24 protein-coding genes are annotated in these 26,981 nt (G+C 38.3%); 18 read left to right on the forward strand and 6 right to left on the reverse strand.

Annotation, left to right across the window (positions count from 1 at the left end):
* Together V7150_RS10570 and V7150_RS10575 are read left to right on the forward strand one after the other, a co-directional pair.
* A partial coding sequence (locus tag V7150_RS10570) for a D-serine ammonia-lyase (protein ID WP_335517358.1) occupies positions 1-915 on the forward strand: 915 nt, incomplete at its 5' end.
* 93 nt (positions 916-1,008) lie between these two features.
* Positions 1,009-1,134, forward strand: coding sequence for a hypothetical protein (locus tag V7150_RS10575; RefSeq protein ID WP_335517362.1), 126 nt, complete (start codon positions 1,009-1,011; stop codon positions 1,132-1,134).
* A gap of 713 nt (positions 1,135-1,847) precedes the next feature.
* Here the strand turns inward: V7150_RS10575 and V7150_RS10585 are convergent.
* A complete protein-coding gene (locus V7150_RS10585; protein ID WP_335517365.1) occupies positions 1,848-2,093 on the reverse strand; it encodes a hypothetical protein in 246 nt (81 codons plus the stop codon).
* A 254-nt stretch (positions 2,094-2,347) separates the two neighbouring features.
* On the opposite strand from V7150_RS10585, the gene V7150_RS10590 reads away from it, so the two are divergent.
* From V7150_RS10590 to V7150_RS10665, 16 genes are all read left to right on the forward strand, one after another.
* Entirely contained in the window at positions 2,348-3,541 is a 1,194-nt protein-coding gene (locus V7150_RS10590; RefSeq protein ID WP_335517367.1) for an NAD(P)-dependent malic enzyme, read from the forward strand.
* Between the two features lie 142 nt (positions 3,542-3,683).
* A complete protein-coding gene (locus V7150_RS10595) occupies positions 3,684-3,827 on the forward strand; it encodes a hypothetical protein (protein ID WP_335517370.1) in 144 nt (47 codons plus the stop codon).
* A gap of 107 nt (positions 3,828-3,934) precedes the next feature.
* Positions 3,935-5,539, forward strand: a complete 1,605-nt coding sequence (gene dcuS, locus V7150_RS10600; protein WP_335517373.1) for a DcuS/MalK family sensor histidine kinase — start codon at positions 3,935-3,937, stop codon at positions 5,537-5,539.
* On the forward strand, positions 5,532-6,239 hold the full coding sequence (locus tag V7150_RS10605) for a response regulator (RefSeq protein WP_335517508.1): 708 nt from the start codon (positions 5,532-5,534) through the stop codon (positions 6,237-6,239). Before dcuS ends, V7150_RS10605 begins: the two co-directional genes overlap by 8 nt.
* A 243-nt stretch (positions 6,240-6,482) precedes the next feature.
* On the forward strand, positions 6,483-7,460 hold the full coding sequence (locus V7150_RS10610) for a 2-keto-3-deoxygluconate permease (protein ID WP_335517375.1): 978 nt from the start codon (positions 6,483-6,485) through the stop codon (positions 7,458-7,460).
* 213 nt (positions 7,461-7,673) lie between these two features.
* Entirely contained in the window at positions 7,674-9,389 is a 1,716-nt protein-coding gene (locus V7150_RS10615) for an NAD-dependent malic enzyme (protein ID WP_335517378.1), read from the forward strand.
* Positions 9,390-9,828: 439 nt separating this feature from the next.
* Positions 9,829-10,704: an ABC transporter ATP-binding protein gene (locus V7150_RS10620; RefSeq protein ID WP_335517381.1), complete on the forward strand. Its 876-nt coding sequence runs from the start codon at positions 9,829-9,831 to the stop codon at positions 10,702-10,704.
* Positions 10,701-12,827, forward strand: a complete 2,127-nt coding sequence (locus tag V7150_RS10625) for a hypothetical protein (protein WP_335517383.1) — start codon at positions 10,701-10,703, stop codon at positions 12,825-12,827. The genes V7150_RS10620 and V7150_RS10625 overlap by 4 nt, the downstream gene beginning before the upstream one ends.
* A gap of 62 nt (positions 12,828-12,889) precedes the next feature.
* A complete protein-coding gene (locus V7150_RS10630) occupies positions 12,890-13,507 on the forward strand; it encodes a hypothetical protein (RefSeq protein WP_335517387.1) in 618 nt (205 codons plus the stop codon).
* Between the two features lie 15 nt (positions 13,508-13,522).
* A complete protein-coding gene (locus tag V7150_RS10635) occupies positions 13,523-14,074 on the forward strand; it encodes an RNA polymerase sigma factor (protein ID WP_335517390.1) in 552 nt (183 codons plus the stop codon).
* Complete coding sequence (locus V7150_RS10640) at positions 14,067-14,861, forward strand: hypothetical protein (protein WP_335517393.1); 795 nt, start codon at positions 14,067-14,069, stop codon at positions 14,859-14,861. The genes V7150_RS10635 and V7150_RS10640 overlap by 8 nt, the downstream gene beginning before the upstream one ends.
* Complete coding sequence (locus V7150_RS10645; RefSeq protein ID WP_335517396.1) at positions 14,858-15,571, forward strand: ATP-binding cassette domain-containing protein; 714 nt, start codon at positions 14,858-14,860, stop codon at positions 15,569-15,571. Before V7150_RS10640 ends, V7150_RS10645 begins: the two co-directional genes overlap by 4 nt.
* A gap of 503 nt (positions 15,572-16,074) precedes the next feature.
* On the forward strand, positions 16,075-16,914 hold the full coding sequence (locus tag V7150_RS10650; protein ID WP_335517399.1) for a YitT family protein: 840 nt from the start codon (positions 16,075-16,077) through the stop codon (positions 16,912-16,914).
* A gap of 705 nt (positions 16,915-17,619) precedes the next feature.
* Positions 17,620-20,739: a carbohydrate-binding protein gene (locus tag V7150_RS10655; protein WP_335517401.1), complete on the forward strand. Its 3,120-nt coding sequence runs from the start codon at positions 17,620-17,622 to the stop codon at positions 20,737-20,739.
* A gap of 370 nt (positions 20,740-21,109) precedes the next feature.
* Positions 21,110-22,189 (forward strand): HupE/UreJ family protein, encoded by a 1,080-nt coding sequence (locus tag V7150_RS10660; RefSeq protein ID WP_335517404.1) that lies wholly within the window; start codon positions 21,110-21,112, stop codon positions 22,187-22,189.
* A 182-nt stretch (positions 22,190-22,371) separates the two neighbouring features.
* Positions 22,372-22,722 carry a hypothetical protein gene (locus tag V7150_RS10665; protein WP_335517407.1) on the forward strand — a complete coding sequence of 117 codons (351 nt, stop codon included), beginning with the start codon at positions 22,372-22,374 and terminating at the stop codon, positions 22,720-22,722.
* 328 nt (positions 22,723-23,050) lie between these two features.
* Here V7150_RS10665 and V7150_RS10670 read toward each other — a convergent pair whose 3' ends face one another.
* The 5 genes from V7150_RS10670 to V7150_RS10690 all read right to left on the reverse strand — a co-directional run bounded on the left by V7150_RS10670 (position 23,051) and on the right by V7150_RS10690 (position 26,872).
* Positions 23,051-23,269, reverse strand: coding sequence for a DUF2997 domain-containing protein (locus tag V7150_RS10670; RefSeq protein WP_335517410.1), 219 nt, complete (start codon positions 23,267-23,269; stop codon positions 23,051-23,053).
* Positions 23,270-23,280: 11 nt separating this feature from the next.
* Entirely contained in the window at positions 23,281-24,954 is a 1,674-nt protein-coding gene (locus V7150_RS10675) for an AAA family ATPase (RefSeq protein ID WP_335517412.1), read from the reverse strand.
* Positions 24,955-25,041: 87 nt separating this feature from the next.
* Positions 25,042-25,776 carry a ComEA family DNA-binding protein gene (locus V7150_RS10680; protein ID WP_335517415.1) on the reverse strand — a complete coding sequence of 245 codons (735 nt, stop codon included), beginning with the start codon at positions 25,774-25,776 and terminating at the stop codon, positions 25,042-25,044.
* Positions 25,777-25,791: 15 nt separating this feature from the next.
* A complete protein-coding gene (locus V7150_RS10685; protein WP_335517417.1) occupies positions 25,792-26,244 on the reverse strand; it encodes a DUF1257 domain-containing protein in 453 nt (150 codons plus the stop codon).
* Between the two features lie 4 nt (positions 26,245-26,248).
* Positions 26,249-26,872, reverse strand: coding sequence for a 4Fe-4S single cluster domain-containing protein (locus tag V7150_RS10690; protein ID WP_335517420.1), 624 nt, complete (start codon positions 26,870-26,872; stop codon positions 26,249-26,251).
* Positions 26,873-26,981 lie beyond the last annotated feature (109 nt).

The following is a 26,981-nucleotide window of genomic DNA, read 5'->3' on the forward strand; positions in this document are numbered from 1 at the left end:
ATTATGGATAGTGATAAATTTAGAGAGTTCTTCTCTAAGTATTCTATTGCAGTAGGATCAACTGGAAACCTAGGACTTAGTATTGGAATAATGAGTGCACAATTAGGGTTTAAGGTTTATGTTCATATGTCAGCTGACGCAAAACAATGGAAGAAAGACCTCCTTAGAAGCAAGGGTGTTACAGTAATTGAGTATGAATCAGATTATAGTAAGGCAGTAGAGGAAGGTAGAAAACAAGCAGAAGCTGATCCAAACATGTACTTTATTGATGATGAAAATTCGACTAACTTATTTTTAGGATATGCTGTTGCAGCTTATAGATTAAAAAAGCAATTAGAAGAAATTAATGTAGTTGTAGATGAGAATCACCCATTATTTGTTTATCTTCCATGTGGAGTTGGTGGCGGACCTGGTGGAGTAACATTTGGGTTAAAGTTAGTTTTCAAGGATAATGTACATTGCTTCTTTGCCGAACCAACACATTCTCCATGTATGGTTTTAGGATTAATGACCGGTATGCATGATAAAGTATCGGTACAAGATTTTGGCATTGATAACCTTACTGATGCAGATGGACTCGCTGTTGGTAGAGCTTCAGGTTTCGTAGGGAAAACATTAGAAAACCTAATAAGTGGATCATTTACTGTAAATGATGAGCAGTTATATATACTTTTAAGTATGTTATCCGACTCAGAAAATATTAAATTAGAACCTTCTGCATTAGCTGGAATACATGGTCCAATTCAATTATTCAGAGATGAAGCTGGACAAAAGTATATAGAGAATAACAACTTAAAAAATAAAATAAAAAATGTTACACATATCGCTTGGGCAACAGGAGGTAGTATGGTTCCAAAAGATGTAATGGAAACCTATTATAAAAAGGGAAAAGAGGCATCTGCTACCCATAGTTAAGGCTATTTTTCACCCATTTTGTGAAGTAGTGATGTAAATAATTTATATGAATAGCAAAAACCACTTCCTCTAAAAATTAGGGAGTGGTTTTTTATGTTGATAAAATTTGCGTATCAAGACTTTTTAGATGACAGACGGTTCAAGAATACCACTAAAACGAATATCAAAATGAACTCTTATTCCAATTCTTTGCTGGCCGTTAAGAAAGGGCTAATGTGATGTTAACTATCAATCTAGAATTTACAGAATGAAAATCGATTTTCGGTGATGAAAAATTGACCGCAGCACTCTTGGCTCGATAAGGCTCATATCCTTCTAAATGGGGAATCTTATCGTTTTAGACAAAGCATGAAACAAAGGGAAGAAAGCGAAAGTTAGCCAGTAGTTTTTTGATCTTGCCTCTAGGAAAAGATCGAACTACCAGGATTTTATAACGATGAAGTAGCTTACCTTACTAATTACGCTATCAATAGAGCAATAAATGTGCTTGAAGTATAAGACCATTTACCTTGGTGATGATTAAAACCTGTGTGTGTTAACAAAAATGCTCACATTTTGCTAACGTATTCAAGTGAAAAACGGTAAAATTCCGTTAAAGATGTTACACCTTAGACTCTCGAAAGCCTTGATATACCGTACTTTTTGCACACCACGTTAAAGATATTACACACTCTCAGCTTACGGGCGGCATGATGTAATTAGGGTTTTAACCTTGTTATATCAACATCTAAAATGATAATATACTTTTCTTGTCCTCGTTTTGACAAGCCGGTATAAAAATGCTATTTAATAGAGAAGGTCTTTCATCAGTTTGCTAAACTGTTGGGAGGCCTTTTTTTCCATATTGGCGGTTATATGAGCGTAGATATACATTGTTATATTAATATTCCTATCCTAGCCGTTGTTATATTTCTTTAATACCGACTCCAGCTTCAGATAAAGCTTTTCGCAAAATCATGATTCACAAGCATGATACCATCCATATAATTTTGGCTGTATTTTTCGTTTAATTCCAAAATCCTTTCTTCAAACATATTCTTAGTAATACGGCTGACTGGATAAGGTCCCCAAAAACTAATAAAATGCTTCATTTCCTTTTCTCTGGTTCTTACGCTGCTAATCTTCACGCCATATGTTTTAAGCCAGTCATGGACAGGCTTTGGTGAAGATATTACCATGCTTGAAAAGACTTCTGGTTTTTTTAATTACAAAAAAGCTTTTATTAATTAAATATTCTATTAAAGTAGTCTGATAATTTATAAGATTGGGTTCTATTTATTGTACTTTCAAGGTAAAACGTTTTCAACTGGGGTATGTAGTTTTCTTCTAAGGATGATGGTGAAATGAGCGCAATAACATGGAAGGCTTTAAATAAAGCTTTGAAACAATTTTTGGGTCGAAAGTAATATTTCTTGAAAAGGGAGAGGCAATCATGAAAACATTGCGTGACAAAGCGTTACAAATGCACCGAGATAAACAAGGGAAATTAGAAGTGAAAGCAAAGGTAGAGATTAAAAATGCATATTACCTGAGCCTAGCGTATTCACCTGGTGTTGCGGAGCCTTGTAAGGAAATCTATGAAGAACGAAATAGAGTATATGAATACACGATGAAAGGCAACACCATTGCCGTCGTGTCAGATGGTTCAGCAGTATTAGGGCTTGGGAATATTGGACCGGAAGCAGCGATGCCAGTAATGGAGGGCAAAGCAGCTCTATTTAAGAATTTTGCTAACGTAGATGCATTCCCTGTTTGTTTAAATACACAGGATGTTGAAGAAATAATTGAAACAGTAAAGCGTCTTGAACCGACATTTGGTGGGGTAAATTTAGAAGATATTTCAGCTCCAAGATGCTTTGAAATTGAAGAACGCTTGAAAAAAGAAACAAATATCCCTATTTTCCATGATGACCAACATGGTACAGCAATTGTAACTGTTGCCGGATTAGTAAATGCTCTTAAACTAGTAGATAAGAAAATGGACGAAATCAAAGTCGTAATAAATGGTGCGGGTGCTGCGGGTGTAGCAATTGCTCAATTGCTAAATCGTTTTGGTGTGTATGATGTCATTCTATGTGATACAAAAGGTGCAATTTATGAAAATCGTAAATATGGAATGAACCCAATTAAAGAAAAGATGGCTAGACAGACAAACCGTAACAATGCAGAGGGAAGCTTAGAGGAAGTAATTGTCGGTGCAGATGTTTTTGTTGGTGTATCTGTTGCAGGTGCAATTACAAAGGAAATGATTTTAACAATGAGAAGGGATGCGATTATTTTTGCAATGGCAAACCCTGTTCCAGAAATTATGCCAGATGAGGCAAAAGCTGCAGGAGCAAAAGTAATAGGAACAGGACGTTCTGATTTTCCAAATCAGGTCAATAATGTGCTTGCTTTTCCAGGAATTTTTCGGGGGGCACTAGATGTTCAAGCAACAGAAATAAATGAAGAAATGAAAAAGGCTGCAGTATACGCCATTTCTTCGCTCATTTCCGAAGTACAACTATCAGAAGACTATGTAATACCTAACCCTTTTGATGACCGAGTAGCAAATGAGGTAGCAAAAGCTGTTGCAACTGCGGCCGTAGAAACAGGTGTAGCGAGGAAATCTTTTGTAACCGTGTAACAAAAGTGAATTTAGGTGACAGGCATCATAAACGGACAAATGTCTTTCTAGGGTGTATGGTGCCTCTGACCAAGGTGGGCTAGCTTATCCCATTGCTTTTGCTGGCGGGTCAGGCTACTATTTTGAGGACTAATTCAACGTCTTGCTTTTGATCCAGGTACTTGCTGGGACGATGATTGGCTCTTATATTGGGGCCAAATTTATCAACAATGTTCCACTGCCAATTTTAAAAAGTGCAATGGTTCTCACCCCAATTATGGCGGGTGCCATTTTGCTAATTCGATGATTCATGATAAAGGCTGCTTAAAGCTCTTTTATGAGCTTAGCGGTCTTTTGTCATTTTATACATAAGTCTTATACATACTATTATTATGATAATATCTGGAGGAGATTATGAAGAAAGGCAAACTAAGTTTACAAGCCATTATTATTATATTTGTATGCATTGTCGTCGCTGTATCACTTGGAATAACTGATTTAATAATAAGCAAAAGAATTACCGCCAGTGTGGAAGAGACACAGAAAGAAAAAGCCTTAAATGTTGCAAAAATGATTGCCATTAGCCCGCAAGTGATAGGAGCTTTTGAAGGGAAAGTTAACAAGAAAGAAGTACAAATTTTAACTAATCAAATAAAAGAAAAAACCCATGTTAACTTCGTTGTCGTTATGGATATGAAAGGAATTCGGCTTTCCCACCCAGATCCCAGTAAAGTGGGGAAGCACTTCAGGGGAGGAGATGAAGGGCCTGTTCTTAAAGGAAAGGAGTATGTTTCCATTTCGAAGGGAACTCTCGGTCGATCCATGCGGGCATTTACTCCAATAAAGAATTCACATGGAAAACAAGTAGGTGCGGTTGCTGTAGGAATTTCTTTAGAAAACGTTACAAAGGCGGTAAATAAAGGACGGATGGGGATCGTTATTGGGACGTTAATCGGAATTCTAATAGGTGTAATCGGTGCAGTGGGCCTGGCAAGATACATCAAAAAAACCCTTTTAGGGCTTGAGCCATTTGCTATTGCTAAGCTGCTTGAAGAACGTAGTTCCATGCTTCAGTCTGTGCGTGAGGGAATAATAGCCATCGACCAAGAAGGGAAAATCACACTTGTAAACAGGGCAGCCAGTAAGCTTTTTAAGAGAGCCGGGCTTGAAGAGGACCCTATGGGTATGAACATTGAAGCTTATTTGCCAGAGACACGGTTAACTCGCATTATAAAATCGGGTGAAACCGAATTGGATCAAGAACAAAACCTGAATGGGGTGGCCATTTTAGTAAACAGGGTTCCGGTGGTTGTGGAAAATGAGCCGGTGGGAGCAATCGCTACATTCCGTGATAAAACCGAAGTCCGATTTTTGGCCGAACAGCTCACAGGTGTGCGTAACTATGCGGATGCTCTCCGTGCCCAGGCACATGAATTCATGAACAAACTTCATGTCATCCTTGGCCTAGTTCGAACTGAACAATATGATACACTTGCTAACTATGTGAGTGAAACGGTTAACCACCGGGAAATAGAAATGGGCTTTGTAACGAAGAAAATTAAAGATCCTGTTCTTGCTGGATTTTTAATTGGCAAACTAAGCTTTGCCAGAGAATCAGGTGCTTCTCTATCTTTTGATTGTGTAAGTAAACTTCCCAAGCCTGCAAACTCGGAAATCACACATGAGCTGATAACAATCATTGGAAATCTCTTCGATAACGCAATGGAGGCAATTGCGGACAGTCCAAACAAAAAAGTCGGCCTTAAACTTGATTATGCAGAGGATATTTTAACAATCGAGGTTAAAGACACAGGGATGGGAATGACGAATTCACTCCAAAACAAAATATTGGATAAAGGATTCTCTACGAAAGGAGAAAACCGCGGGTTCGGGTTATATCTTTTGGCACAGGCAATTGAAAGACTGGAAGGGGATCTGATTATATCGTCCAAGCCTGGAAAGGGAACAAATTTTGCCGTGTATATACCTTATAAAGCAGAGGATGAAAAGAATGATTAATGTAATGATTGTCGAAGATGACCCGATGGTAGCAGAAATCAATAAACAATATCTTGCTAAAATTGATGGGTTCCGGTTAGCTGCAACAGTCAATTCAGTAGCTGAAGCCATCCGATTTTTGGGAAAGAATGATATTCAGCTCATTCTTCTGGATATTTTTATGCCGGGAAAGCAGGGCCTAGAGCTGTTAGCGTACCTTCGGAAAAATGACCTTGAAATTGATGTCATCATCATTTCGGCGGCCACAGATCTTGAACGAATTAAGAAGGCATTAAGGTATGGTGTTGTCGACTATTTAATTAAACCTTTCGAGTTTGAACGGTTTAACGCGGCACTTGCTACCTACTTTGAGCAAACTCGGTTCATTGATAAACAGGATTCGGTTAGTCAGCAGGAGCTCGATAACTTACTTTTACACAGAGACGAAGCTGTAATAGCAGAAGAACTGCCGAAGGGGTTAACGAAGGATACCTTAAAGCAGGTATGGGATGCAATTCATGGATTGAAGGACGGGCCCTTTTCCACTGATGAAGTAGCAAATGTTGTAGGAATATCAAGGGTTTCGGCAAGAAAATATCTTAATTTCCTAAAGGACTTAGGAATCCTTGAAGTCAAGGTTATCTACGGGACGGTCGGAAGGCCAGTATACCAGCATGAATATAACAAATTTAAAGAGCACTTAATAAAAAACTTTCTGTAAGCAGTTTTTGAAACTGCTTACTTTTTTTATTTATTAAAAGAATTATTAAACTTTCATAATCTATGAAAACGGTTTACATGAGAATATGATAGACATGCAGCAAGACAAAGGCTGATTAAAATATGGCAAAGCCTGAAAGGAAATTGGAATCGCTTTCTACAGTTATTAGAGAAATTGGTGAAAATAGGAGTAAAAAATAATCGCTTTTTTGCAAGATTAATAAACTATTTTAGGAGGATTAAAATGCAAATTCCAATTAAGAAAACGCTCGATAAAATTCCAGGTGGTCTGATGGTTGTTCCACTTTTTCTAGGCGTATTAACGAATACATTTTTTTCGCAGGTTTTACAAATAGGTAGTTTTACAACCGCATTATTCAGTAAAGAAGCATCATCAACAATTTTGGCATGTTTTATGTTTTTAATTGGTTCACAAATTAATTTCAAATTAGCACCGAAGGCATTAAAAAAAGGTGCAATATTATTAACAGGAAAATTTATAGTAGGTGCTGGTATAGGTATAACTGTAGCAATGCTTTTTGGGCCTGCCGGAATACTAGGATTATCACCATTAGCAATCCTTGCAGCGTTATTAAATGCTAATGGTGGATTATATGCATCTCTTGCTTCATCGTATGGTGACGAAACTGATGTAGGGGCATATGCGTTATTTTCTTTAAAAGATGGTCCATTTTTTACATTAGTTGCATTAGGTGCATCCGGCCTTGCTTCAATTCCTTTTCAAACACTTGTAGGAGTATTAATTCCAATAGTAATAGGAATGATTTTAGGAAATATTGATCCTGATATGAGAAAGTTCCTTGGAAGCAGTAAATTATTATTAATCCCATTCTTCTCATTCCCATTAGGTGCGGGAATGAATCTTTCAACTATTATAGAAGGGGGAGGTCCTGGCATATTACTAGGATTAATAGCTGCATTCACTGGAATTGGAGCTTACGTACTTTTGAAGTTATTTAAAGAAAATCCTATAGTTGGTTTAGCAACAGGGTCAACTGCAGGAAATGCTGTAGCTACACCAGCAGTTGTTGCAGCTGCAGATCCAACCTTTGCTGCCATAGCACCTACAGCTACTGCACAAGTTGCAGCTGCATGTGTTATATCTGCCATCGTCTGTCCGATTATTGTGAGCTATGTATTTAAAAGGTCCGAAAAGAAAAAATCGAAACAATCGAAACAATCGATTGCAAGGGCAGCCTGATAAAAAGTAACGTAAATTTTAGAAACACGAAAAGTGGAAGATAGTACAAAGCAGTCAGCCAGTTTTACTGTCTGCTTTGTTTAATTACAAAAAAGGGACATTAAATTAAAAAAACTAGTGTGCTAAGGAAAATGTTATTAACATGGAAAGATAGAAATCTATGATCCCGTAATTGTCCGAGTAGTTATTTTAAGAAAGGAAGAAGGAAACACCATGAATATACCTGAGAATGTTATTATTACAACATTAAAAGGAAAAGAGGTTCTCTCTAATCCTTTTTTGAATAAAGGAACGGCTTTTACTAAAGCGGAAAGGGAAGAGCTTGGACTCGTCGGGCTGTTGCCGCCCCAGGTGCTCACACTTGATGAGCAGGCGGAAAGGGCCTATGAGCAATATTCAATGCGGACCACGAATCTGTTCAAAAACGGGCTGCTCTATGATTTATATAACCGCAATGTCGTTCTGTTTTACCGACTGTTGAAAGAACACTTAGCAGAAATGCTACAGATTATCTACACTCCTACTGTCGGTGAAGCTATCCAGACATACTCCCATAGCTACCGCCGTCCAGGAGGTTTATATCTTTCCATTGATGATCCTGAGGGCGTGGAAAAGGCGTTCTATAATCTTGGACAGCCCAATAATGGCATTGATTTAATCGTTGTTACCGACTCAGAAAGTATTCTGGGAATTGGGGACCAAGGGGTAGGCGGTATTAATATTGCGATTGGTAAGCTTGCCGTGTATACAGCGGCAGCTGGTATTGATCCAAGTCGTGTTCTGCCAGTCGTGTTGGATGTTGGTACGAACAATCAAGCATTGATCGAAGACCCTATCTATATTGGCAACAAATTCGCCCGTGTCCGCGGTGAGCGTTATGATCAATTTATTGATTTATTCGTTCAGACTGCAAGAAGGTTCTTTCCAGAGGTACTTCTTCACTGGGAGGACCTTGGCAATGTGAATGCGCGTAAGATTCTAGACAAATACGGTGACAAAATCCTTACCTTCAATGATGACATCCAGGGAACAGGGGCAGTGACCCTTGCTGCAATTATGTCAGCTTTGAAAGTAACAGGAGAATCTCTGAAGGACCAGCGCATTGTTGTCTTTGGACCAGGGGCTGCCGGCATCGGTAACGCTGACCAAATGGTTGATGCTATGATTCTAGAAGGGCTGACCAGAGAAGAAGCCTATGAGCGTTTCTGGGCTATCGACTATCGGGGGTTACTAACGGATGAAACACCAGATGTTCTGAATTTCCAGAAGCCTTATGTAAGAAAGATGGATGAAGTAAAGGACTGGGATAAGAATGAGGATGGAATCATTTCATTAATGGAAGTCGTTCAGAGGGTGAAGCCAACCATCCTGATTGGTACTTCCGGACAAGCCGGTGCCTTCACGGAGGAAATTGTAAGAGAAATGGCAAAGCATGTTGAGCGTCCTATTATCTTGCCTATGTCCAACCCAACTACACTGGCAGAAGCGTTGCCGGAAAACCTGATTAAATGGACAGATGGCAAGGCTCTAATTGCAACTGGCAGCCCGTTTGCCAATGTAGAATACAACGGTGTTTCCTATGAAATTGGCCAGTCAAATAATGCATTTGTATTCCCAGGTCTAGGCCTTGGAGCCATTGTGGCAAAAGCTGAAGTGTTCTCAAAAGGAATGTTCGCAGCTGCTGCTTATGCGGTTGCAAGAATGTCTGACTCCAGTAAACCTGGAGCATCCCTGCTGCCATCCATTGAAAATCTTCATGAAGTTTCAAAATACGTAGCCATTGAAGTAGTCAATGCTGCCATATACGAAGGAATTGCAAGAGCGGAAATCCAAGATGTTGAGACTGCTATTGAAGAGGCTATGTGGAAACCTGAGTATAAGGAAATGAAGAGTGTAGGGATTTGGACAAACATTCATTCCTATGCATGATTAAATAGTTTAAAAAAAATGAATGGGCGGCATGATGTAATCCATCTCTAAAACCCTTGTGCTATAAGGATTTTTGAAGATTAGTTAGCTTTTGGCAACATTTATTAAAAAACATCCATCACATGATATTTTTAGTGAAGGATGTTTTTTATGCTTATAGTTGAATGAATTGATTCATTAGTTTGCTAAAACCCACGGCAGCTTTTTCTCTTACGCTAACATTCTGTTAATATTTTTATTCATTTTTGAGGCTTCTCATTAATTCAGTGAATTTTTGAGAAGCCTCTTTTTTACAGTTCTTTGGTTACGTTTTGGGAAACAAAAATTTTTTTTAATGAAATATCATTTTTGTGCGTTTAGAAAAAAAATATTTTTTCTGAAACAATTTGATTATTAAGTACGTGAAAGGAGCAGAGGGTTTTTTAGGAGGAGAAAATAGGTGTCGACGATAAAAATAGAAGGATTACAGAAAAGATATCGTAAATTTCAAGCTTTAAAGAATATTAATCTACATACGGAAACGGGTTTATTCGGGCTTCTCGGTCCGAATGGAGCAGGGAAATCGACTTTAATGAAGATTCTTAGTACAATCCTTCCGTTTGATGAAGGGAAAATAACCATTTACGATTATGATTTAGTGAAAGAGGGAGACAAGGTGCGTCAGTTGCTCGGTTATTTACCGCAGCATTTTAACGTGCCGACCCAATTTACGGGTAGGGAATTTCTTCATTATGTTGCTTCTATGAAGGGTGTAACGAATCTGCAGGAAAGAAATCTACAGGTAGAAAAGTTGCTGGAGGAAGTCAACCTTGTCCAACAAGCAAATAAAAAGATAAAAGGCTACTCTGGGGGAATGAAGAGGCGGCTTGGCATCGCCCAGGCTTTACTCGGAAATCCGAAATTAATCATTCTCGATGAACCGACAGCGGGACTGGACCCTTCGGAAAGGATTCGTTTTCGAAATTTAATAGAAAAATTGAGTAAGGACCACTCAATTATTTTATCAACACATATCATTAGTGATATCGAATCCAGTTGTGAAAATGTTGCGGTCATATATCAAGGTGAAGTCCTTTTCCAAGGATCCACTGAAGAATTAGCTAAGAAGGCAGTAAAAGTAGTTTGGGAGTTATCGGTGCCTTTTTCTGAATATGATCAAGTCGAAAAAGAATATGTCATTATTTCCAGTCGTAAAGAAAAGGATCGGGTTGTTTTTCGAATCATTTCAAAAGAAAAACCGCAAGGTGAAGTAAGCCCCGTACAACCAACAATAGAGGATGGTTATATGGCAGTTATAAACGGGGTGTTAACATGAACGTAATGAAATCCATTTTTCGAAACGAAGGGCTGCTTTTACTACGAAATAAATTTTTGACCATTCCACTACTGGTAAATATATTGTGTTGGGGATATGTCATTATCTCGTATGAAATTCAGCCTATCCATTATGAAGAACGTGCTGCTGTGTTTTATCAAAGTTTTATTTGGATACTGCTGCTTGATCTTCTCATTGTCGGCCTGATTGCCATTTATATGGCGAGTAAAGATCGGGAAAGTGATTTTGAACAATTAGTAGTAACGTACGATGTAATGAACATGGAATGGATTATAGGAAAATGGCTGATCACCCAATTGTATGGTCTTTGTATCACTGTCATTACAATCGTCGTGCAGGCATTATGGCTTGCGAGTGCGTCAATGACGATAGGAGATTGGTTTAAAAATATTGTTTACGTATTTATTCAAATGGAAGGAGCTTTTTTTCTTCTCATTTCCATTGGCTTTTTATTTGCGATATTGATTAAATCAATGTTTGCGTATCTTTTCATTCCAGCTATTTTAGTATTAAGTTTAATGTTTCCTTTTGACTATGTTGGACACGCCTATAAATGGGATAATCCGAAGTTTCACTTGTTAACTCCATTTGATTATATGTTTATTGGATCGCCGTATGAGGGTATATGGGGGATTCACCATGTGTTAAAAAGTTCAATTTTGCACCAAAGTGCTATTGTGTTGTTGGGAATCGCAGTGATTGTTGTAACTCTATTATTGTTCCGGCGCTATCGTAGGAGTAATAAAGAAAAAAAGATGATACCTATTATTCTTACAATCTTCATCATTCCTACAATTGTGTTAAGTGGAATACGTTTCATGCAATATGAACAAGCGCTTAAACAGTACGTTACAACGGGGCAACTATATGTAAAGTCGTTTCAAGGGGACGACGATGAATCATATTACAAATGGATGAATTCTTACTACGAATATAATAATGATGATCAACCATATGAGTTTTCAATGGAAAAAACAAATTTAAGTGTGGAACTTCAAGCAGATGATCAAATTAATGTTCAAAGTACCTTAACAGTACAAAATAACGGTAATGAGGCAGTGAATGATGTATTTCTTACTTTATACCATGGGTTAAAGATAAAGGAATGTTCGAGTGCAAAATCAGTTACTTGTTCACAAGATAAAGATTTTATAACACTTCACTTCGATCAAATGATTCAGCCGGGTGAAGAATTTGACTTAAACGTTCATTATCAAGGAAAAATTTTACAATACCGTGATGATGGTTATATTGAACAAGCTTTTATAAAAAATCAGCGAATTTATCTTCCTAAAGAAGCGGGTTGGTATCCTTTAATCGGGAAGAGGCCTCTTGTGATTGCTCGGGAGCATAATAACCTTTATGCCCAATTCGAATTAAGAAATGCTCGGCTTGTTGAGGATTTTCCTACGGAATTCACAGTTAATATTACGCGAGAAAATCAAAAAGTTCCTCTTGCTTTAACGATTCCGGAGATTAGTGAAGATACGTTTCAAGGAACTTCTCAATACGGTCTATCTTTGTTGGGAGGGAATTTCAAGGAAGAGAAGGTTGGCCACATTCGAGTCGTCGCACATCCTGAAGTTATAAAAGGTGCGACAGAAGTAATTGAAAGATATCAAAAAGCATGGAGTTTTATGGAAGATTGGCTCGGAGTTCCGATGAGTCCTTCTGTTATTTATATATTGAGTGATAACTATTATAATCTTACACAATATAGTGCAAATCACGATTTTTTTGTGCTGAAAAGCGAGTATAAAGATGATTTTGAAATTGCGTATGAACTAAAGAATGAATTAACCCGGGAAGATATTTTTGGTAATAATCAAGACTTTCATATTTTATCTGATGCAATGGTTTGGATGATTGCGAATCATTTGCAAGAACAAGTTAGTTTTGCGGAATGGTATAAATCGAACTGGTGGGTTGAAGGGGAGGATCTTACTGTTGTAAATTTGCTGCAAAGCTATGAGAAAAAAGGTTCTGAACAATTTAAAGATGTTATAAAGTATCTTTTTCATTATTGGACAGAACTTGATAACAAGCAGGACTTTGACATGGAATCAGCATTAAAGCAATACGAAGGAGAATCAAGAAGATGAGAGGATTCTTGATTAGACTTCGACTATTTATAAAGCTATGGTTTTCATCGATATATTCGTTAATGACTATATTGCTAGTTCCAATTATCGGGATTATCATATACAACTCTGGGACGTATGAGATAGATGATTTATCTAGCCTTATTTATGAAAAAACAGCAACAATATGGTTTGTATTTATCATTCAATGGTGTTTTTCGATTGATTTGGATTCGAAATTTTTCAATCAGCTTATTACGTATCCGGTCGTTAAGTGGAAATTTCTATTGGAGAAGGCATTGTTTTCTGCGATTATTTTTTTCGGAGTAACGAGTATCATCACAATTCCTTTAGTATTTATATATGGCAAATTTCTATGGCAAGGCTTCGTTTTTACAATTCCAGTGTATTTGGCTTTAGGAGGATTTGTCATTCTCGGAACGATGATAGGAAACCATTCGCTTGGTGGATTGATGGCCGGGATTCTTTTTTGGATGATGATCCTATTTGGCGGTGCGTTGTTGCGTGAATTAAATGCGATTTTACTTATATATGGAAGTGTTCAACGTTTTGTGAGCGGAGAAAGTGGATTATTATTAGTGGAAAACCGCTGGATTATCTATAACCGATTGTTTTATATCGGACTAGGAGTAATATGTACTGTAGGAGCTATTTTTAAAATCAATCGGAGGTCAGCTTGAAACGGAGGGATAGGGATGCAAGATGAAGAATATATGCGCCAATTGTCGCTTGGGATAGACACAGCTTTCGATACACTTGTTTTCCGCTATCATAAGCCTCTGTATGGATATATATACCGATTATTGCACGATGAAAAATTGGCGGAAGACATTGTTCAAGAAACATTTTTGAAAATCTATCAGCAAGGACTTAAAGGGTTCGTTCCAGATCAATTTAAACCATGGATGTATAAAATCGCGACCAATACTTGTAAAGATTATTGGAGAAAGCCTACATCTCGTCTCGAATATGTGACAGATAAGGATATTGAAGAAAAAAGCAGGGTTCATCATATTATTGATCATCAGCTTGAACGTCAATGGATGGTAGAGTCATTGAATCAACTCTCACTTGATTATCGTACAGTTCTTTATTTACGTTTCTATCAAGGTTTGAAATACTCGGAAATAGCATTGGCATTGGATATTTCTATAAATACTGTTAAAACGCGAATTACGCGTGGGTTAAAGCAGCTTGAAAATATTCTAGTTACGGATGAGCGGAAAGGGGCTGAGGGAATTGAGTGAAAATCAAGAATTATCGAGGTTAGAAAAAGAATGGAAAACTCACTTTGATCGATTTACTGCCCCTGAACCAACGAGAGAAATGACGTTAGATCTGATTCAAAAGATTAAAAATATAGAGCAGGAGCAAAGTCCGATTGATTTGCGCCTAGAGCTAGAAACGACGCAAAATTCTCTTTCAACTAGATCAAAAATAGTGAATATGTTTTTATCACAATGGAATTTCTATGGAACGACAAGCTGGCTGTTAACTGGACTTCTTATGATTGCAATCACTTTTACCATTAGTGAAAATTCAGCGGACGCCATGACTGGATTTTCGAGCTGGATCAAGTGGATTACCCTTCTTGTCATTGGAGTGATTGGCTATTCGTTCCGTCCTAAAAATGAAGGAAATGAAATCATTGAATCGTTAAGTTATTATCCAGTGATTCAACAAATATTTACCCGATTTATGTTTGTGATGGGATTCCAATTAGTTTTGACACTGCCATTAAGTCTTTTTGTTGTTGGAAAAGAAGGTACAATATTGTATTTGGTTAGTTCGTTTATACCTGTTTTCTTTTTTGGAGTAATAGGTTTTGTTACGATATTTTGGTTAGGGCAAAAAATAGGGTTGTCGATTACACTGTTTATTTGGTTCAGCCAAGTGTTATTAAAGAAAAAGCTATTGTTCCAAGCACCTGGTGATGATTATTTTCTGACAGTGAATATGATTATTTTAGGAATTTCCATTCTTTTATTAAGCAGTGTTGTATTAAAGAGACGTTTTTCGGTGAACTTGAAATGAGAATAGCATTAAATGATGTGGAATATTCGACGGGGGATACAACACGTTTAAACCGTATTACTTGCTCATTTACAAAAGGAATTACGTATGTTGTAGGAAAAAATGGAGCTGGAAAAAGTACGCTTTTGAAGCTACTCACGACGTCGATCCAACCAGGACATGGGGAAATCAATTATTCATTATTAGTTAGAGACGAGCAGATTGGGACGTACCGAAGAAAACTAGATATTGAAGAAATTAGGAAAATCATTAGTTTTCTCCCACAACATTTTACAGGTCATTTAGATATGACTGTGGAAAGGTATGTAAAATATATTGCTTATCATAAAGGGATTCCTCGGGAACTTGTAAAAAAGACTGTTGAACATTGGTTGAAAGAGAGCAATTTAACTCAAATAAAAAGGAGGAAGATTCGCCATCTTTCTGGAGGACAACGGCAAAAAGTTGGTTTAATCCAGGCACTCATAAATCTTCCACGAATTTGTATTTTAGATGAACCCTTTGAAGGCTTGGACATTGAGGAGCAGCTCTATTTTCAACGCGTTCTTAGGCGGCTTTCTTATCATAGTATCATCATTATTAGCACCCATCTAGTCGACAAGATCCAGCAATCGAGCGAAGATAAATTACTTCACTTAAGCGAAGGGAAAATAGCTTACTTTGGAGGAATGGAGACACTCGAAGCTGTGACTCAAGGGTTACAGGAATAAAAAACACCCTTATAGCTCGGTATATCATCGTTTGTGTAAATTAATAAAAAATATAGAATCAAACATCTTACGGGCGGCATGATGTAATAAAGACTAAAAAACCCTAATATTTAGGGATTTATAAGCCTTCGCTCAATCTAGAGTGTCCGAAAAAGTAACCGATATTATTTAATGAGATTTTTAAAGAGGTCTTTCATTAAGTCAGTGAACTTAATGGAGGCCTTTTTTTATGTCTATCTTCTCAACTATCTGCTTCTTCGAGTAATACTGCTTTCATCTGTTCATCATTTTCTTATGAAATGTTAAGGAAATTGAAACACTATACCTAAAATATCCTGGTTCTTCTAAGAAATGAACAACAGAAGCTTGATAATGTCCAGTAGACTAACCCCCTTAACTTTACTCCTAATAAATAACAGACTACTGTACGAGTTAAATGTTAAACGATATAATGATGAGAGTTTATGCCTGAGTAAATATTTTTATAAGCAGTGAGGTAGAGTATGAAAAAAACAACCACAGACATCATTTTTATTATTATTGGTGCCTTTCTTTTTGCGTTAGGTGTTAATTTATTTGTTATTCCGAACGAGTTTGGGGAAGGCGGGGTAACGGGTATCACAATTATTACCTACTATTTATTTGAGTGGTCACCAGGTTTAGTCAACTTAATTCTGAATGCATTTTTGTTAATAATTGGTTATAAATTTTTGAATAAGGTAACAACGATTTATACGATTATTGCAGTGGTTTTTAATTCGCTTTTTCTTCATCTGACAGAAGGTTGGAATATTGCTTCTGATGAATTGATAGTGAATGCTATTTTTGGAGGAATCATTATAGGGGGCGGGATTGGCTTAATTATTCGGGTTGGCGGAACAACAGCAGGTACTACCATCTTAGCAAGGATTACACATAAGTATTTAGGATGGAATATTAGCTATGGTCTATTGTTTTTTGATTTAATCGTCGCTTTTTCATCTTATTTTATCATTGGTGCAGAAAAGCTGATGCTGACAATTATTATGCTATATGTTGGAACGAAAGTGATGGAATTTGTAATCGAAGGCTTGAATCCGAAGAAGGCTATAACGATTATTTCTGATAAACCGAATGACATTGCCGAACAGGTGACTACATCAATGGACAGAGGGGTAACCGTATACTCGGGTCATGGTTATTACACAAAAACCCCAAAGGAAATTCTTTATATTGTTATCAGTAAGCAAGAAGTAATAAAGTTGAAACGAATTGTTCAATCCACCGATCCGAATGCTTTCATCGCTATACACGATGTTCGAGATGTGTTCGGAGAAGGATTTATTGATATTTCTAAAGCATAATAAGAGGCTGTTTTAAAAGAGTTAGAATTTGAAGAGTTGGTATTAGATAGATATCTACCTGTTTTAATTACTAATCTACAGGCAGAGTCAGCCCCTTTTTAATGGTTAAATGACTTTTTTCTAAAGAATAGACTACTTCCTAAAAAACGAGGAGGTAGTCTTTTTTGTTATTAAGTTTGTTTCTCGAGAATGTTGGATGATAGGGGTTCAAAAACATGACAGAGAAAACAATTGAGAGCCTTTTCGAGAAGTGTGTAAAGGTTCATGTGGCCGGTTAAAGAACTATCATAAAAATCACGCAGGATTGATAATAAGGCCCTTTATAGTTGCCTGCTAGATTTACAATAAATTTACTCTGAGAAAATATTAATATCATATTATTCTATTACAATACAAAAAGAGCCTATTCAAAAAGCACCATTTCAGTTTAATGAGAGCAGCAGAAGGTGAAAATCAAGGTTCCAATATTGGAAACGAAAGGGGGATTTACGTGACGAAAAATCTCCTCTCATTCCGATCGATGGGAGGATACCCGCCGTCCTTGTAAAGCGGGGCGATCTTCTCCAGCACAATGGAGTCGTCAACATGATCGATATAATCAATGAGTTCCGCTTCAATGTTTCGCTACGGCGCGTTTTTTTTACTCAATTTTACGAGCTTTTCGAACAGGTTCATAAAATACATAAAATATGGAGGTTTTCTGTAATGAAAAGAATTTTATCCATTACCCTCGTATTAACGATGATATTCGTTATGTTATCGACCACCGCAGACGCATCGGATGCTAATCTCGTCAAAATCGACAATATGCAGCCGGTTTACGGTCAAACGATCACCGCCAGTGTAATCATGAATCATGGTTCAATGGGCAAAAATCTAACATATCAATGGCAAGTACAGGAATCACGTACAAGCGATCAATATATTAATGTAAAATCGGGTGGTACATCCAAAAGCCACACCGTAACGTTAAATGATATTGGTAAAAAATTGCGCGTTGTAGTTGGTTTACCAGCAAATGGTGACAGAAAAACTTCATTGCCCACGAACGCAGTATTAAATGCCAACCCCCTTATTGCATCGATGAAATTCGACAATAATTTAAAGGACGATGCGAATCAAGAGAACTTGGAAGGGAAAGGAAATTATAGTTATGTAGACGGTGTATTACCCGGGACCAAAGCTCTGCACTTAGAAAGCGGAGACGGCAATTATGTCGGTACGAAGCATAGCTTGAATTTTGGTAATGACAGTTTTACCACATCCTTCTGGTATAAGGGTGACACGAACAATAATCAGGTAATATTATCAAACAAGGATTTTACTAAGAGCTCTAACGAAGGCTGGGCGATTTATACATCAGCCAATTCGGTCAATATGAATTTAGGACTCCCGACCGCATCAGTAAAATTTGGGCGCGACACGTTTAATGCTTCCGATTGGCGTTACGTGACATTTGTTGTAGACAGAGATAAAATGCTCGGATCATTGTATATTGATGGTTACAAAATGACTGAAACTTCACTGGGGATCGGAACTTTAGATACATCGAACCCATTAAATATAGGTAGCGACGGATTGGGCAATCATGGCGGTAATTCATTCGATATAGCTGATCTGAATGTTTGGAAAGGTGCATTTAGTAGTGAAGTAGTTCAAGCTAATTATAATAGTTACGCTGTAAATAAAGTAGATATGAACGCACTTAACGACACAATATCAAAAGCAAATACAATAATAGCAGACGGCCTCGGTAACGGCTTCAGCCAAACCGATTATGATCATTTGAAAAAGGTTTTGAATACGGCAACTACGGTTGCAACATCGCAAAAAGTAAAATTATATACACAGGAAACCATCAATTATTACGAACGTGAACTAAACAACGCCCTATTCATCTATCAAAAAAGCAATAAAACATTAACTCCCGCCGGTTTAAATATGATTGTGGACAGTGACCCGGAAGTAAGTGCTAATCCCGCAACAATCGCGCGCATTGAAAAAGATTACAGAACAGAACTGAGACTATTCCCACAGGCCGACGTACTCTTTATTCCTGGCGACGTTACCGGCGGTAACAACGCTAATGAATATGTGTGGATGAAAAATCTGACAGGCATATACAATAAACTTAAAGATGAGGGTCTGTTTGACAATACGAAGCTTTATATGGTTAGAGGCAACCATGATATGGGCGGCGCCGAACAATTTATACCTGTCGGTTCGGCGGGCGCGTGGAACGCCTCAACGAATTCATACGATAACAATTTCTTTAACGATGCTTATCGGGTAAAGGTAAAAGGATATAATTTTGTGGGTTTTGACGGGAATTATAACAATAACAACACGTCTGGAAAAGCCAAAAATTTCCTTGATCAAATTACAAAAGAACCGGATTACGATCCAACCAAACCCATATTTGTATCTTCTCACTACCCTATAAGCGGAACCGTGTGGGGATCGGCATGGAGCAGCGCGGCAAGTAATAATGTAGGTAAATATATTGCCGACAATAATTTTTCGCAGGTGGTATATATGTCAGGTCATACGCAATACGACCCGACCGACGAACGTTCTCACTATCAAGGTGCGGCTACGTATCTCGACAGTGGTGCGAGTTCATATTCCAGCTATATTGATAACGGTCCGTACGGCGGATATATAGAAGGCTCGTATATCAACTACCATACCACACCTCGCATCGCGAATTTCATAGAGGTTTACGGTTCAAAAATTATCATCAAACAGTATAATTTAAGTACAGATGAATATGTAGGCATACCTTCTGTAAAAATCGTTGGTGAAGGGAAAGAGGCCTTTACCTATAGTAAGAGCGATATAAGAGAACTCATAGCTCCGCAGTTTGAAGAGGATATTAAGGTCGATTCCTACAAAAATAACGAACTTGCTTTTACAATAAAGCAAGCAAATGACAATGTGCGCGTTTTGGAATATAATATTCAGCTTATCAACAAGCTCACGGGGAAAGTGGACAAATCGTTTAACAGTCTTTCACTGCCGCTAGACAAACCATTCGATGAATACAGACATTATAAGTTTACAGATTTGTCGCCGACTACTCCATATATACTCAGGGTATTCGCCGACGATTCCATGTATAACCGTTCGTCGAAGGACATTGACATTGAGGCTCAAAATGTTAATTTAAACAGCATCACTGCGCCTGCTGACATAACAGGGTTGACAATAGGAACGGCGAAGACAGCGGACGCCCTTGGATTGCCAAAGACAGTATCTTTGGATACTGATGCAGGCAGGGGAGAAGCAAATGTGACATGGAATGTAGATGCTTCAAACTATGATCCCGCTGTAAAGACTGCACAAACCTTCGCTGTCAATGGAACTGTAATTTTGCCAACTGGGGTGAAAAATCCCAATAACGTGCCTTTGACAACAAGCATCAGTGTATCTGTTGATGCAGCAGCTTTTATTCAGGCGGAAAACTATACCTCTATGAACAATGTAAAGAAAGAGGACACCAATGACATTGGCGGCGGACAGGCACTTGGGTATATTGGTGCGGATTCTTGGATGGAATATAGTGACATCGATATTCCGTCATCAGGAACTTATACCCTGCAATACAGGGTGGCTGTCAATAAGTCGGTAGGATCCGGCATCACATTTATCGTAGACGGAGTTCCGCAGAAGACAACGACATTGCCGAATACAGGAGGGTGGCAAAATTGGTCAACAGTGTCCGATGAGGTTACACTGTCGGCCGGGAAGCATACAATAAGGCTTCAGGCAGCTGCTGACGGATTTAATATCAACTGGTTCAAAATATTGTATCAGAAACAGTAATACCGTTGCTGCGAGACTCTCAATATGTATTGACACAAAAGTAGAGCAATTCAAGTGTTTGAAACCAAAAGTATACACGCAGGTGTCATCACATTAGCGAAATTTAGGATGGATCAGTAATGAAACTGGGGGAGATCAATTTTCTCCCTCTCTTTGATTTGGAAGATTAATAGTACCAAAGACGTAATAAAGCTACATTTCCTCGCTCTGCAACGGGATACCGGCTCATATTTCATATGTAATGTAAAAACACTCTTGGACAGCTTGAAATAAGTCGAGCAACATGTTCAAGTTGCAGAATGAACGTTCGTAACCGGATAAACTATATTGCAGATTGTAATACTATCATTTTATGAAAAGAGGTTCCGCTATGAAGCAGCGTTCATTTCTGTCCATGTTCATCATCATGATCTTATTATTTTTTGGGACTGCCACAACTTCACTTGCGCATTCCATAAATATGAATTACTCGGATTTAACCATTGAAGGGAACGAGATTCTCTATGATCTTTTTATTGAACAAAAAGACTTGTTTCCACAATTCGGTACTGACTTGGATAATCAGGTGAACGATGAACTGGCCTCGCAAAAAATCGAATCCTATCTACAGAAAGGTCTTCGCATAGATGCGGATTCGAAGCCCTTAACGATGGAATTGGTTTCGATGAACATGGCGCAAAAGGGTGCCGTAAGAGGCGTGGAATTTCAATTGAAGTTTATCGCCGGTGAAGACATCGAACAATTTAATCTTCATTACGATCTGGTGTTTGACGATGCGCCTGCTCATACGAGTGTATTCATGGTCCATGCAGGGGAATATTTTCAGCAGGATATGATTGATAGCACTAATAGAGATATTCTGATCAACCTTCCCCAGGAAGTCCCCCAGGACGTTCCTCAGCCTGAAATTGGATCCGTCCTATGGAAATACTTTGTACTTGGAATCGAACACATTTTAACCGGGTACGATCATTTACTGTTTTTGTTATCCTTAGTATTAATCGCATCTCGCTTCAAGGATGCGTTGAAAATTGTTACTGCTTTTACAATCGCCCACAGCATAACACTATTCTTGGTGGCCACCGACCGTATTCAGGTCAGTTCGCATTGGGTCGAATTCTTGATTGCCCTGACGATCTGTTATGTGGCAGTGGAAAATATATTTGTTCAAAAGGCGAAATGGCGGTGGCTATTGACGGCCTTATTTGGCCTGATTCACGGTATGGGTTTCGCCGGGGCTTTGGCCGAAACGGGACTTCCAAAGAGCAATCTGATTGGCTCACTCCTGACGTTTAATTTAGGTGTGGAAGCGGGCCAGCTCATGGTCCTATGCCTATTACTTCCCTTCTTGCTATGGCTGCGAAGGTTCCCATGGTATCGTAAAATGATGATTTCAACGTCTTGCCTTATTTTTGTGCTGGCATTTTATTGGTTGATTCAAAGATTGTAATTAGGCCATTTATTGATCAATACGAGAGTTAGCGGTATTTTTGCTAGCTCTTTTTTATTATTGCGTGTCTAACCAAGTCAGGCACAACTAGCTGGTATAGTCCGGTCGAGGTAAGAGCCTAGTCGCCTCGTAGCTGACAGGCAGCTCGTGAAGAGATCATATCTGATCGGGGTTCACAGTATGTGTCGGAGGATTACTGTACAAGAGATGCAGGTCGGCATGAACCGCAATTTGAAGGAACAAACCATGAATCGTTTAAAGAATCGCCAATTGTAGGAAGTAAAGCCCTTTCAATTTGGAAAGATAATATCCTTTTTGGACATGGCTATTATAATAAAAAGAAAATTCATCTTTATTCATTACAAAATCAAACAATCCAAAGCTATCTTCCTGTAGATGAAGAGAATGACATCATTAACTATGATTATGCAATAGGACGGAAGCACAAGCTGTTTTTAGTTTGTAAAAATGCCGTTTATCATGTTGGTATTCGAGATGTAATTAAATTAGCTGTTATTAACAGTTTGAAATAAAGCTTTATCACGAGAAGTGGTTAGTACTAATTGAATATAAGTAATACATGATTATGTCAATGTTTCGCTGCATCTGTAACGGCAATGTTCTTAACAACAGAAGCAGTTCTTTAGTTAAATACGATTTTCTCACGAATGCTCGCTTATTTCCAGGATTTCATACCACTTTTTATTGGCATTACGGATGATTGAAAAGAGTCACTGACAGTTACGATAATTCGGTTTTTAGTGTGCTTGTTATTTTCGGACTGAATGAATTATTAATAGAAATACATGCCTGAAAAAATTAAAGAGAAGTGCGTTAACACTTCTCCTGGTAACGGTTAAACTATTTATTAATATTTTTAAGAGAAATTTGTTCCGTTTGCTGCTGGCTAACTTGTTCTGTTTCATAAAATTCTTTTGTGTACTCCGCTTGTACGGCTTGGGCGTTAAGAAGGTTTTCAAGAATCAAAATATAATCTGTACATTTTTCGCCTTTAATGCCCAATGTTTCTGCCTTAATGCGGCCGTCAGGAAAAATGCGTATCTGAATTTTTTCTTCCATCTGCTCTCTCCTTAGAAATCAATCGTTCTTCCGCCCCGATTAAAACGAACGTCATCGGTATAATCTGGTGCTTGACCGTTGTCTGGGACCATAACGGTCTCCTTTATATATTCTTTTCGGTCTTCTTGGGGCGTGGCTGCAACGGCACGAACATTCGCCCACTCCCGAATTTGTCTTATTTGTTCAGCCTGGGTAACAGATAATGGAACGGTATTCGAAATCGCTCGTTCAAAATCTTCCAGACTAATCGAGCGATTTCCTGAATAGGCTTCAAATAAAGCATCAATGACTAGATGTTCAATCTCCGCCCCGACAAAGCCTTCGCATTGTTTCGCTAGACTTTCCAACACTTCATCGGTTAATTTGAAATATCCCATTACTTCCGGATCCTTGATACGCTTGTGGATGTGGACTTTAAGGATTTCTTTTCTTTCTCGGAGAGTCGGAAGATCCACAAAGAAGATTTCATCAAAGCGGCCCTTACGCATCAGTTCCGGCGGCAAACCAGAAATATTGTTGGCTGTCGCAATTACAAATACAGGACTCGTCTTTTCTTGCATCCATGTTAAAAACTGCCCGAAAATCCTGGAAGAGATCCCGCTGTCCCCGCCGTTTGAGATCCCGCTGAACCCCTTTTCAATTTCATCGATCCAAAGGATCGAAGGGGAAATGGCTTCTGCTGTTTTGATTGCCTTTCTCATGTTCTCTTCACTGCTGCCGACGATGCCGCTGAAGATTTTCCCCATATCCAGCCTTAAAAGCGGGAGCTGCCACATGGAGCTAATCGATTTACTGATTAAACTTTTTCCGCAGCCGGGGACTCCTGTAATTAAAACCCCTTTGGGTGCAGGAAGACCATATTTTCTTGCTGAGTCGAGCCAGGACTTATTTCGCTTGGCCAGCCAACGCTTCAGATTCTCGAGCCCGCCTACATCTTCTATTTTTAAATCGCTCGTAATGAATTCCAGAATACCGGTTTTTTTAATGATTTGTTCTTTCTCTTCTAGAATAACCTCTACATCATGGATGTCCAGCTTTCCGTCTTCTACCATCGCACGGGCAAAGGCATTTTCTGCTTCGGAGAGGGTTAAGCCTAAGGCGGCCTTAGCCAGCCGTTCCTTTTCTTCATTGGTTAAAGAGATTTGAATTCTTCCGCTTTGCTGATTGATTTGGATCATTTCATCAAGAACGGCATGAATTTCGTTAAAGGATGGCAGATCAAAATCAACTATCGTGATATCCTTTTGCAGATCCTCGGGAATCATCAGAAAAGGAGAAGTAAAGATCACATTAATCGGACTTGGACTTTGCTTGATTTTCCCTAAGATATCCCGTAATTTACGAATAACCTGGAAATCCGGATGTCTTCCCTGACCGCCAAAATACACATGGAAGTCTTGCAAGACCACAATACAGGGCCTATCATGTTTTTCAATAAACTCCAGCGCCTTTAAAGGCTGTTTGCAATCTCCCACTGTTTGCCTGTTGTGATCTTGAATCCCATTTGTCAATCTCCATGTGAATACTTCCCGCGGCGTTTTAATTAATTCTGTGTCTTGGGCAACCGAACGGATCAGTGATAAAACACGGTCTTCCTCCCACGTTTGGATATATAAATACGGAAATCGAGCTTTTAACAGATTTGCCAACAACGTTCGTGTTCTGGTTTGCTTGCCTGCAGACATATGCATCCTTCCTTTTTTCTCACTTTACTAGTATGTAAAGAAAGTAAGCCATAAATAATCCGGCTTACCATATTTCATAAAACTAGATTAGAAGTCTATTACTCTTCCAGAAGTAACTTGTTCTTTGTTGTTTTCGCCTTCTGAAAAAACGAGTCGCGGTTTTACTTTTTCAAATGTGTGCTCCTTTAACCCCATTATTTGGGCAAATTGTTCAAAGGATTGGAAACCGCCAATCTCTTGGCGTTTAACGACTGCTTTTTTGGCTAAAATGATTCCAATTTCAGGAATCGCAGCAATTTCCGCTTCAGGCGCTAAATTGATATTGATTTTTTTAACTTCTTTTTCTTCTGGTACACCCGGTTGGATTTGCGGGATTACCTGAGAGTTGGTGTCAATTTCTGGCCGGTTATCTCTCTTAGGCTGAGGAGGTTGCGTTTGCAAACGATTAACGCCGCCAAATTTCGCTTCAGCTTCTTGTCTGAGCTTTGAAACTTCTTGATTAATTAATTCATTTTCATGAGACTTTAAGAAATCTAACTGGACTAAATAAGCCGGACGTATTTTAAAGGCATGGACAATCGAAACAATCCAAAGGACAAGAAATATGCCTGCACTAATATCTGTTATGTTAAAAGCTATAACAAGAATAAAGACTGCTAAATAAATGAAACCATAAATTTTCCAACGCTGATTTTTTACTTTAATTCCCGTATATAAAAATGCGATAAAACTGGTCATACCAATAGGAGCAAACGTTAATAGAATCCACCAGCTATTCGCTAGCTCCCATGTCTTTCCTCTGTCTGTATAATTTTTTGCCAAATCATTCTCCCCCTTTTATCGATTTAAAATATAGGTAAGCTGGATTGAATGATCCTCTAACAATTCCTCATTCTCTAGAATCATTCCCTGTTGTTTTGCCTTTTCTACTAGATTCAGATAGACTTTTTGCTGCAGGTAATGGGTATAGGACGTTTCTACCTTTTCGATCCATTCTTGGAATGAGTTTTTGTCTGCAGATTTCGGCAAAACAAGCGAGTAGCACCCCTCCTTGTTCATCATAAAAGACACTTCATTTTCATGAAGCTGTTGAAGTGAATCTAGTGCTTCTACTTCTCGAAACGAACAGCTCCACTCTTCCAGTGCTTGCTTGAGAAGAGACTCATCTTTCATTCGTGTATCGAGGATGGAGAAGTCTTTATTATTTTCTTCTGAAATTTTGGAGATGCCCTCCGCAATTTCCTTTGTTAAAGCAATAGCAAGAGGAATTAACACAATTTCAATGCTCATGAATTTACTCCTTCCTTACATAATCCAGTTCCAGTAACATATGTAAATCAATGGACTCTGCCATTCCATTGGCAGATATACTTCCGTCAGGATGCAGCCGTATCTCGAGTTTATTCGGAATTAGCGGCAATGATGATTCCAAATGTTTATAAACATCCGTCAGAAATCGATAGTTTTGATTTTTCGATCCAATCCAAGGGCGGCTGAGATCATGTTGAGCCTGGATATAAGGCCCGTCTATTAACAAATCCGTTTCCTTTAATAATCTGTGCCATTCTCGATTCGGTGATCTCAAGATCGTTTCATATTCATAGCCGGTAAACGTAACAACTGATAAATTCATTTCTTTTATTTCCTGCGCCAGGATACTTAATTCCTTTGCCTGACTAAAAGGCTCGCCTCCTAAAAAAGTGACACCTTCAAGTTCAGTGGCTGTCTCTAAAGTACTCTTTATTTCCAATAAGATTTCGTCAATATCTTTTGTAAAGCCTCCGTTGGAATCCCAGGTATGAGGATTAAAACACCCTTCACAGCGTATCGGACACCCTTGAACCCAAATAGAATACCTTAATCCCGGACCTTCTACTCTCGTTCTTTTTTCTATTCTTGAAATTCTTAGTGAAGGCAAATAGATAACCTCCTTAATAGGTATGTAGATGTTAATTATTAAAATAATAGGCTGCTAATAAAGTCTGAAACCGAATATCTTTTCTGAATACTCAGTTATATATTACCAT

This window comes from Neobacillus drentensis (assembly GCF_036965245.1).
GTDB classification, from domain to species: domain Bacteria; phylum Bacillota; class Bacilli; order Bacillales; family Cytobacillaceae; genus Neobacillus; species Neobacillus drentensis_G.

What these genes read in the sequence shown, in the direction of transcription:
- V7150_RS10575 (WP_335517362.1), top strand. Translation starts at nt 1,009, where the DNA reads ATGTTGATAAAATTTGCGTATCAAGACTTTTTAGATGACAGACGGTTC.
- V7150_RS10585 (WP_335517365.1), bottom strand. Translation starts at nt 2,093, where the DNA reads ATGGTAATATCTTCACCAAAGCCTGTCCATGACTGGCTTAAAACATAT.
- V7150_RS10590 (WP_335517367.1), top strand. Translation starts at nt 2,348, where the DNA reads ATGAAAACATTGCGTGACAAAGCGTTACAAATGCACCGAGATAAACAA.
- dcuS (WP_335517373.1), top strand. Translation starts at nt 3,935, where the DNA reads ATGAAGAAAGGCAAACTAAGTTTACAAGCCATTATTATTATATTTGTA.
- V7150_RS10605 (WP_335517508.1), top strand. Translation starts at nt 5,532, where the DNA reads ATGATTAATGTAATGATTGTCGAAGATGACCCGATGGTAGCAGAAATC.
- V7150_RS10610 (WP_335517375.1), top strand. Translation starts at nt 6,483, where the DNA reads ATGCAAATTCCAATTAAGAAAACGCTCGATAAAATTCCAGGTGGTCTG.
- V7150_RS10615 (WP_335517378.1), top strand. Translation starts at nt 7,674, where the DNA reads ATGAATATACCTGAGAATGTTATTATTACAACATTAAAAGGAAAAGAG.
- V7150_RS10625 (WP_335517383.1), top strand. Translation starts at nt 10,701, where the DNA reads ATGAACGTAATGAAATCCATTTTTCGAAACGAAGGGCTGCTTTTACTA.
- V7150_RS10630 (WP_335517387.1), top strand. Translation starts at nt 12,890, where the DNA reads ATGACTATATTGCTAGTTCCAATTATCGGGATTATCATATACAACTCT.
- V7150_RS10635 (WP_335517390.1), top strand. Translation starts at nt 13,523, where the DNA reads ATGCAAGATGAAGAATATATGCGCCAATTGTCGCTTGGGATAGACACA.
- V7150_RS10645 (WP_335517396.1), top strand. Translation starts at nt 14,858, where the DNA reads ATGAGAATAGCATTAAATGATGTGGAATATTCGACGGGGGATACAACA.
- V7150_RS10650 (WP_335517399.1), top strand. Translation starts at nt 16,075, where the DNA reads ATGAAAAAAACAACCACAGACATCATTTTTATTATTATTGGTGCCTTT.
- V7150_RS10655 (WP_335517401.1), top strand. Translation starts at nt 17,620, where the DNA reads ATGAAAAGAATTTTATCCATTACCCTCGTATTAACGATGATATTCGTT.
- V7150_RS10660 (WP_335517404.1), top strand. Translation starts at nt 21,110, where the DNA reads ATGAAGCAGCGTTCATTTCTGTCCATGTTCATCATCATGATCTTATTA.
- V7150_RS10670 (WP_335517410.1), bottom strand. Translation starts at nt 23,269, where the DNA reads ATGGAAGAAAAAATTCAGATACGCATTTTTCCTGACGGCCGCATTAAG.
- V7150_RS10675 (WP_335517412.1), bottom strand. Translation starts at nt 24,954, where the DNA reads ATGTCTGCAGGCAAGCAAACCAGAACACGAACGTTGTTGGCAAATCTG.
- V7150_RS10685 (WP_335517417.1), bottom strand. Translation starts at nt 26,244, where the DNA reads ATGAGCATTGAAATTGTGTTAATTCCTCTTGCTATTGCTTTAACAAAG.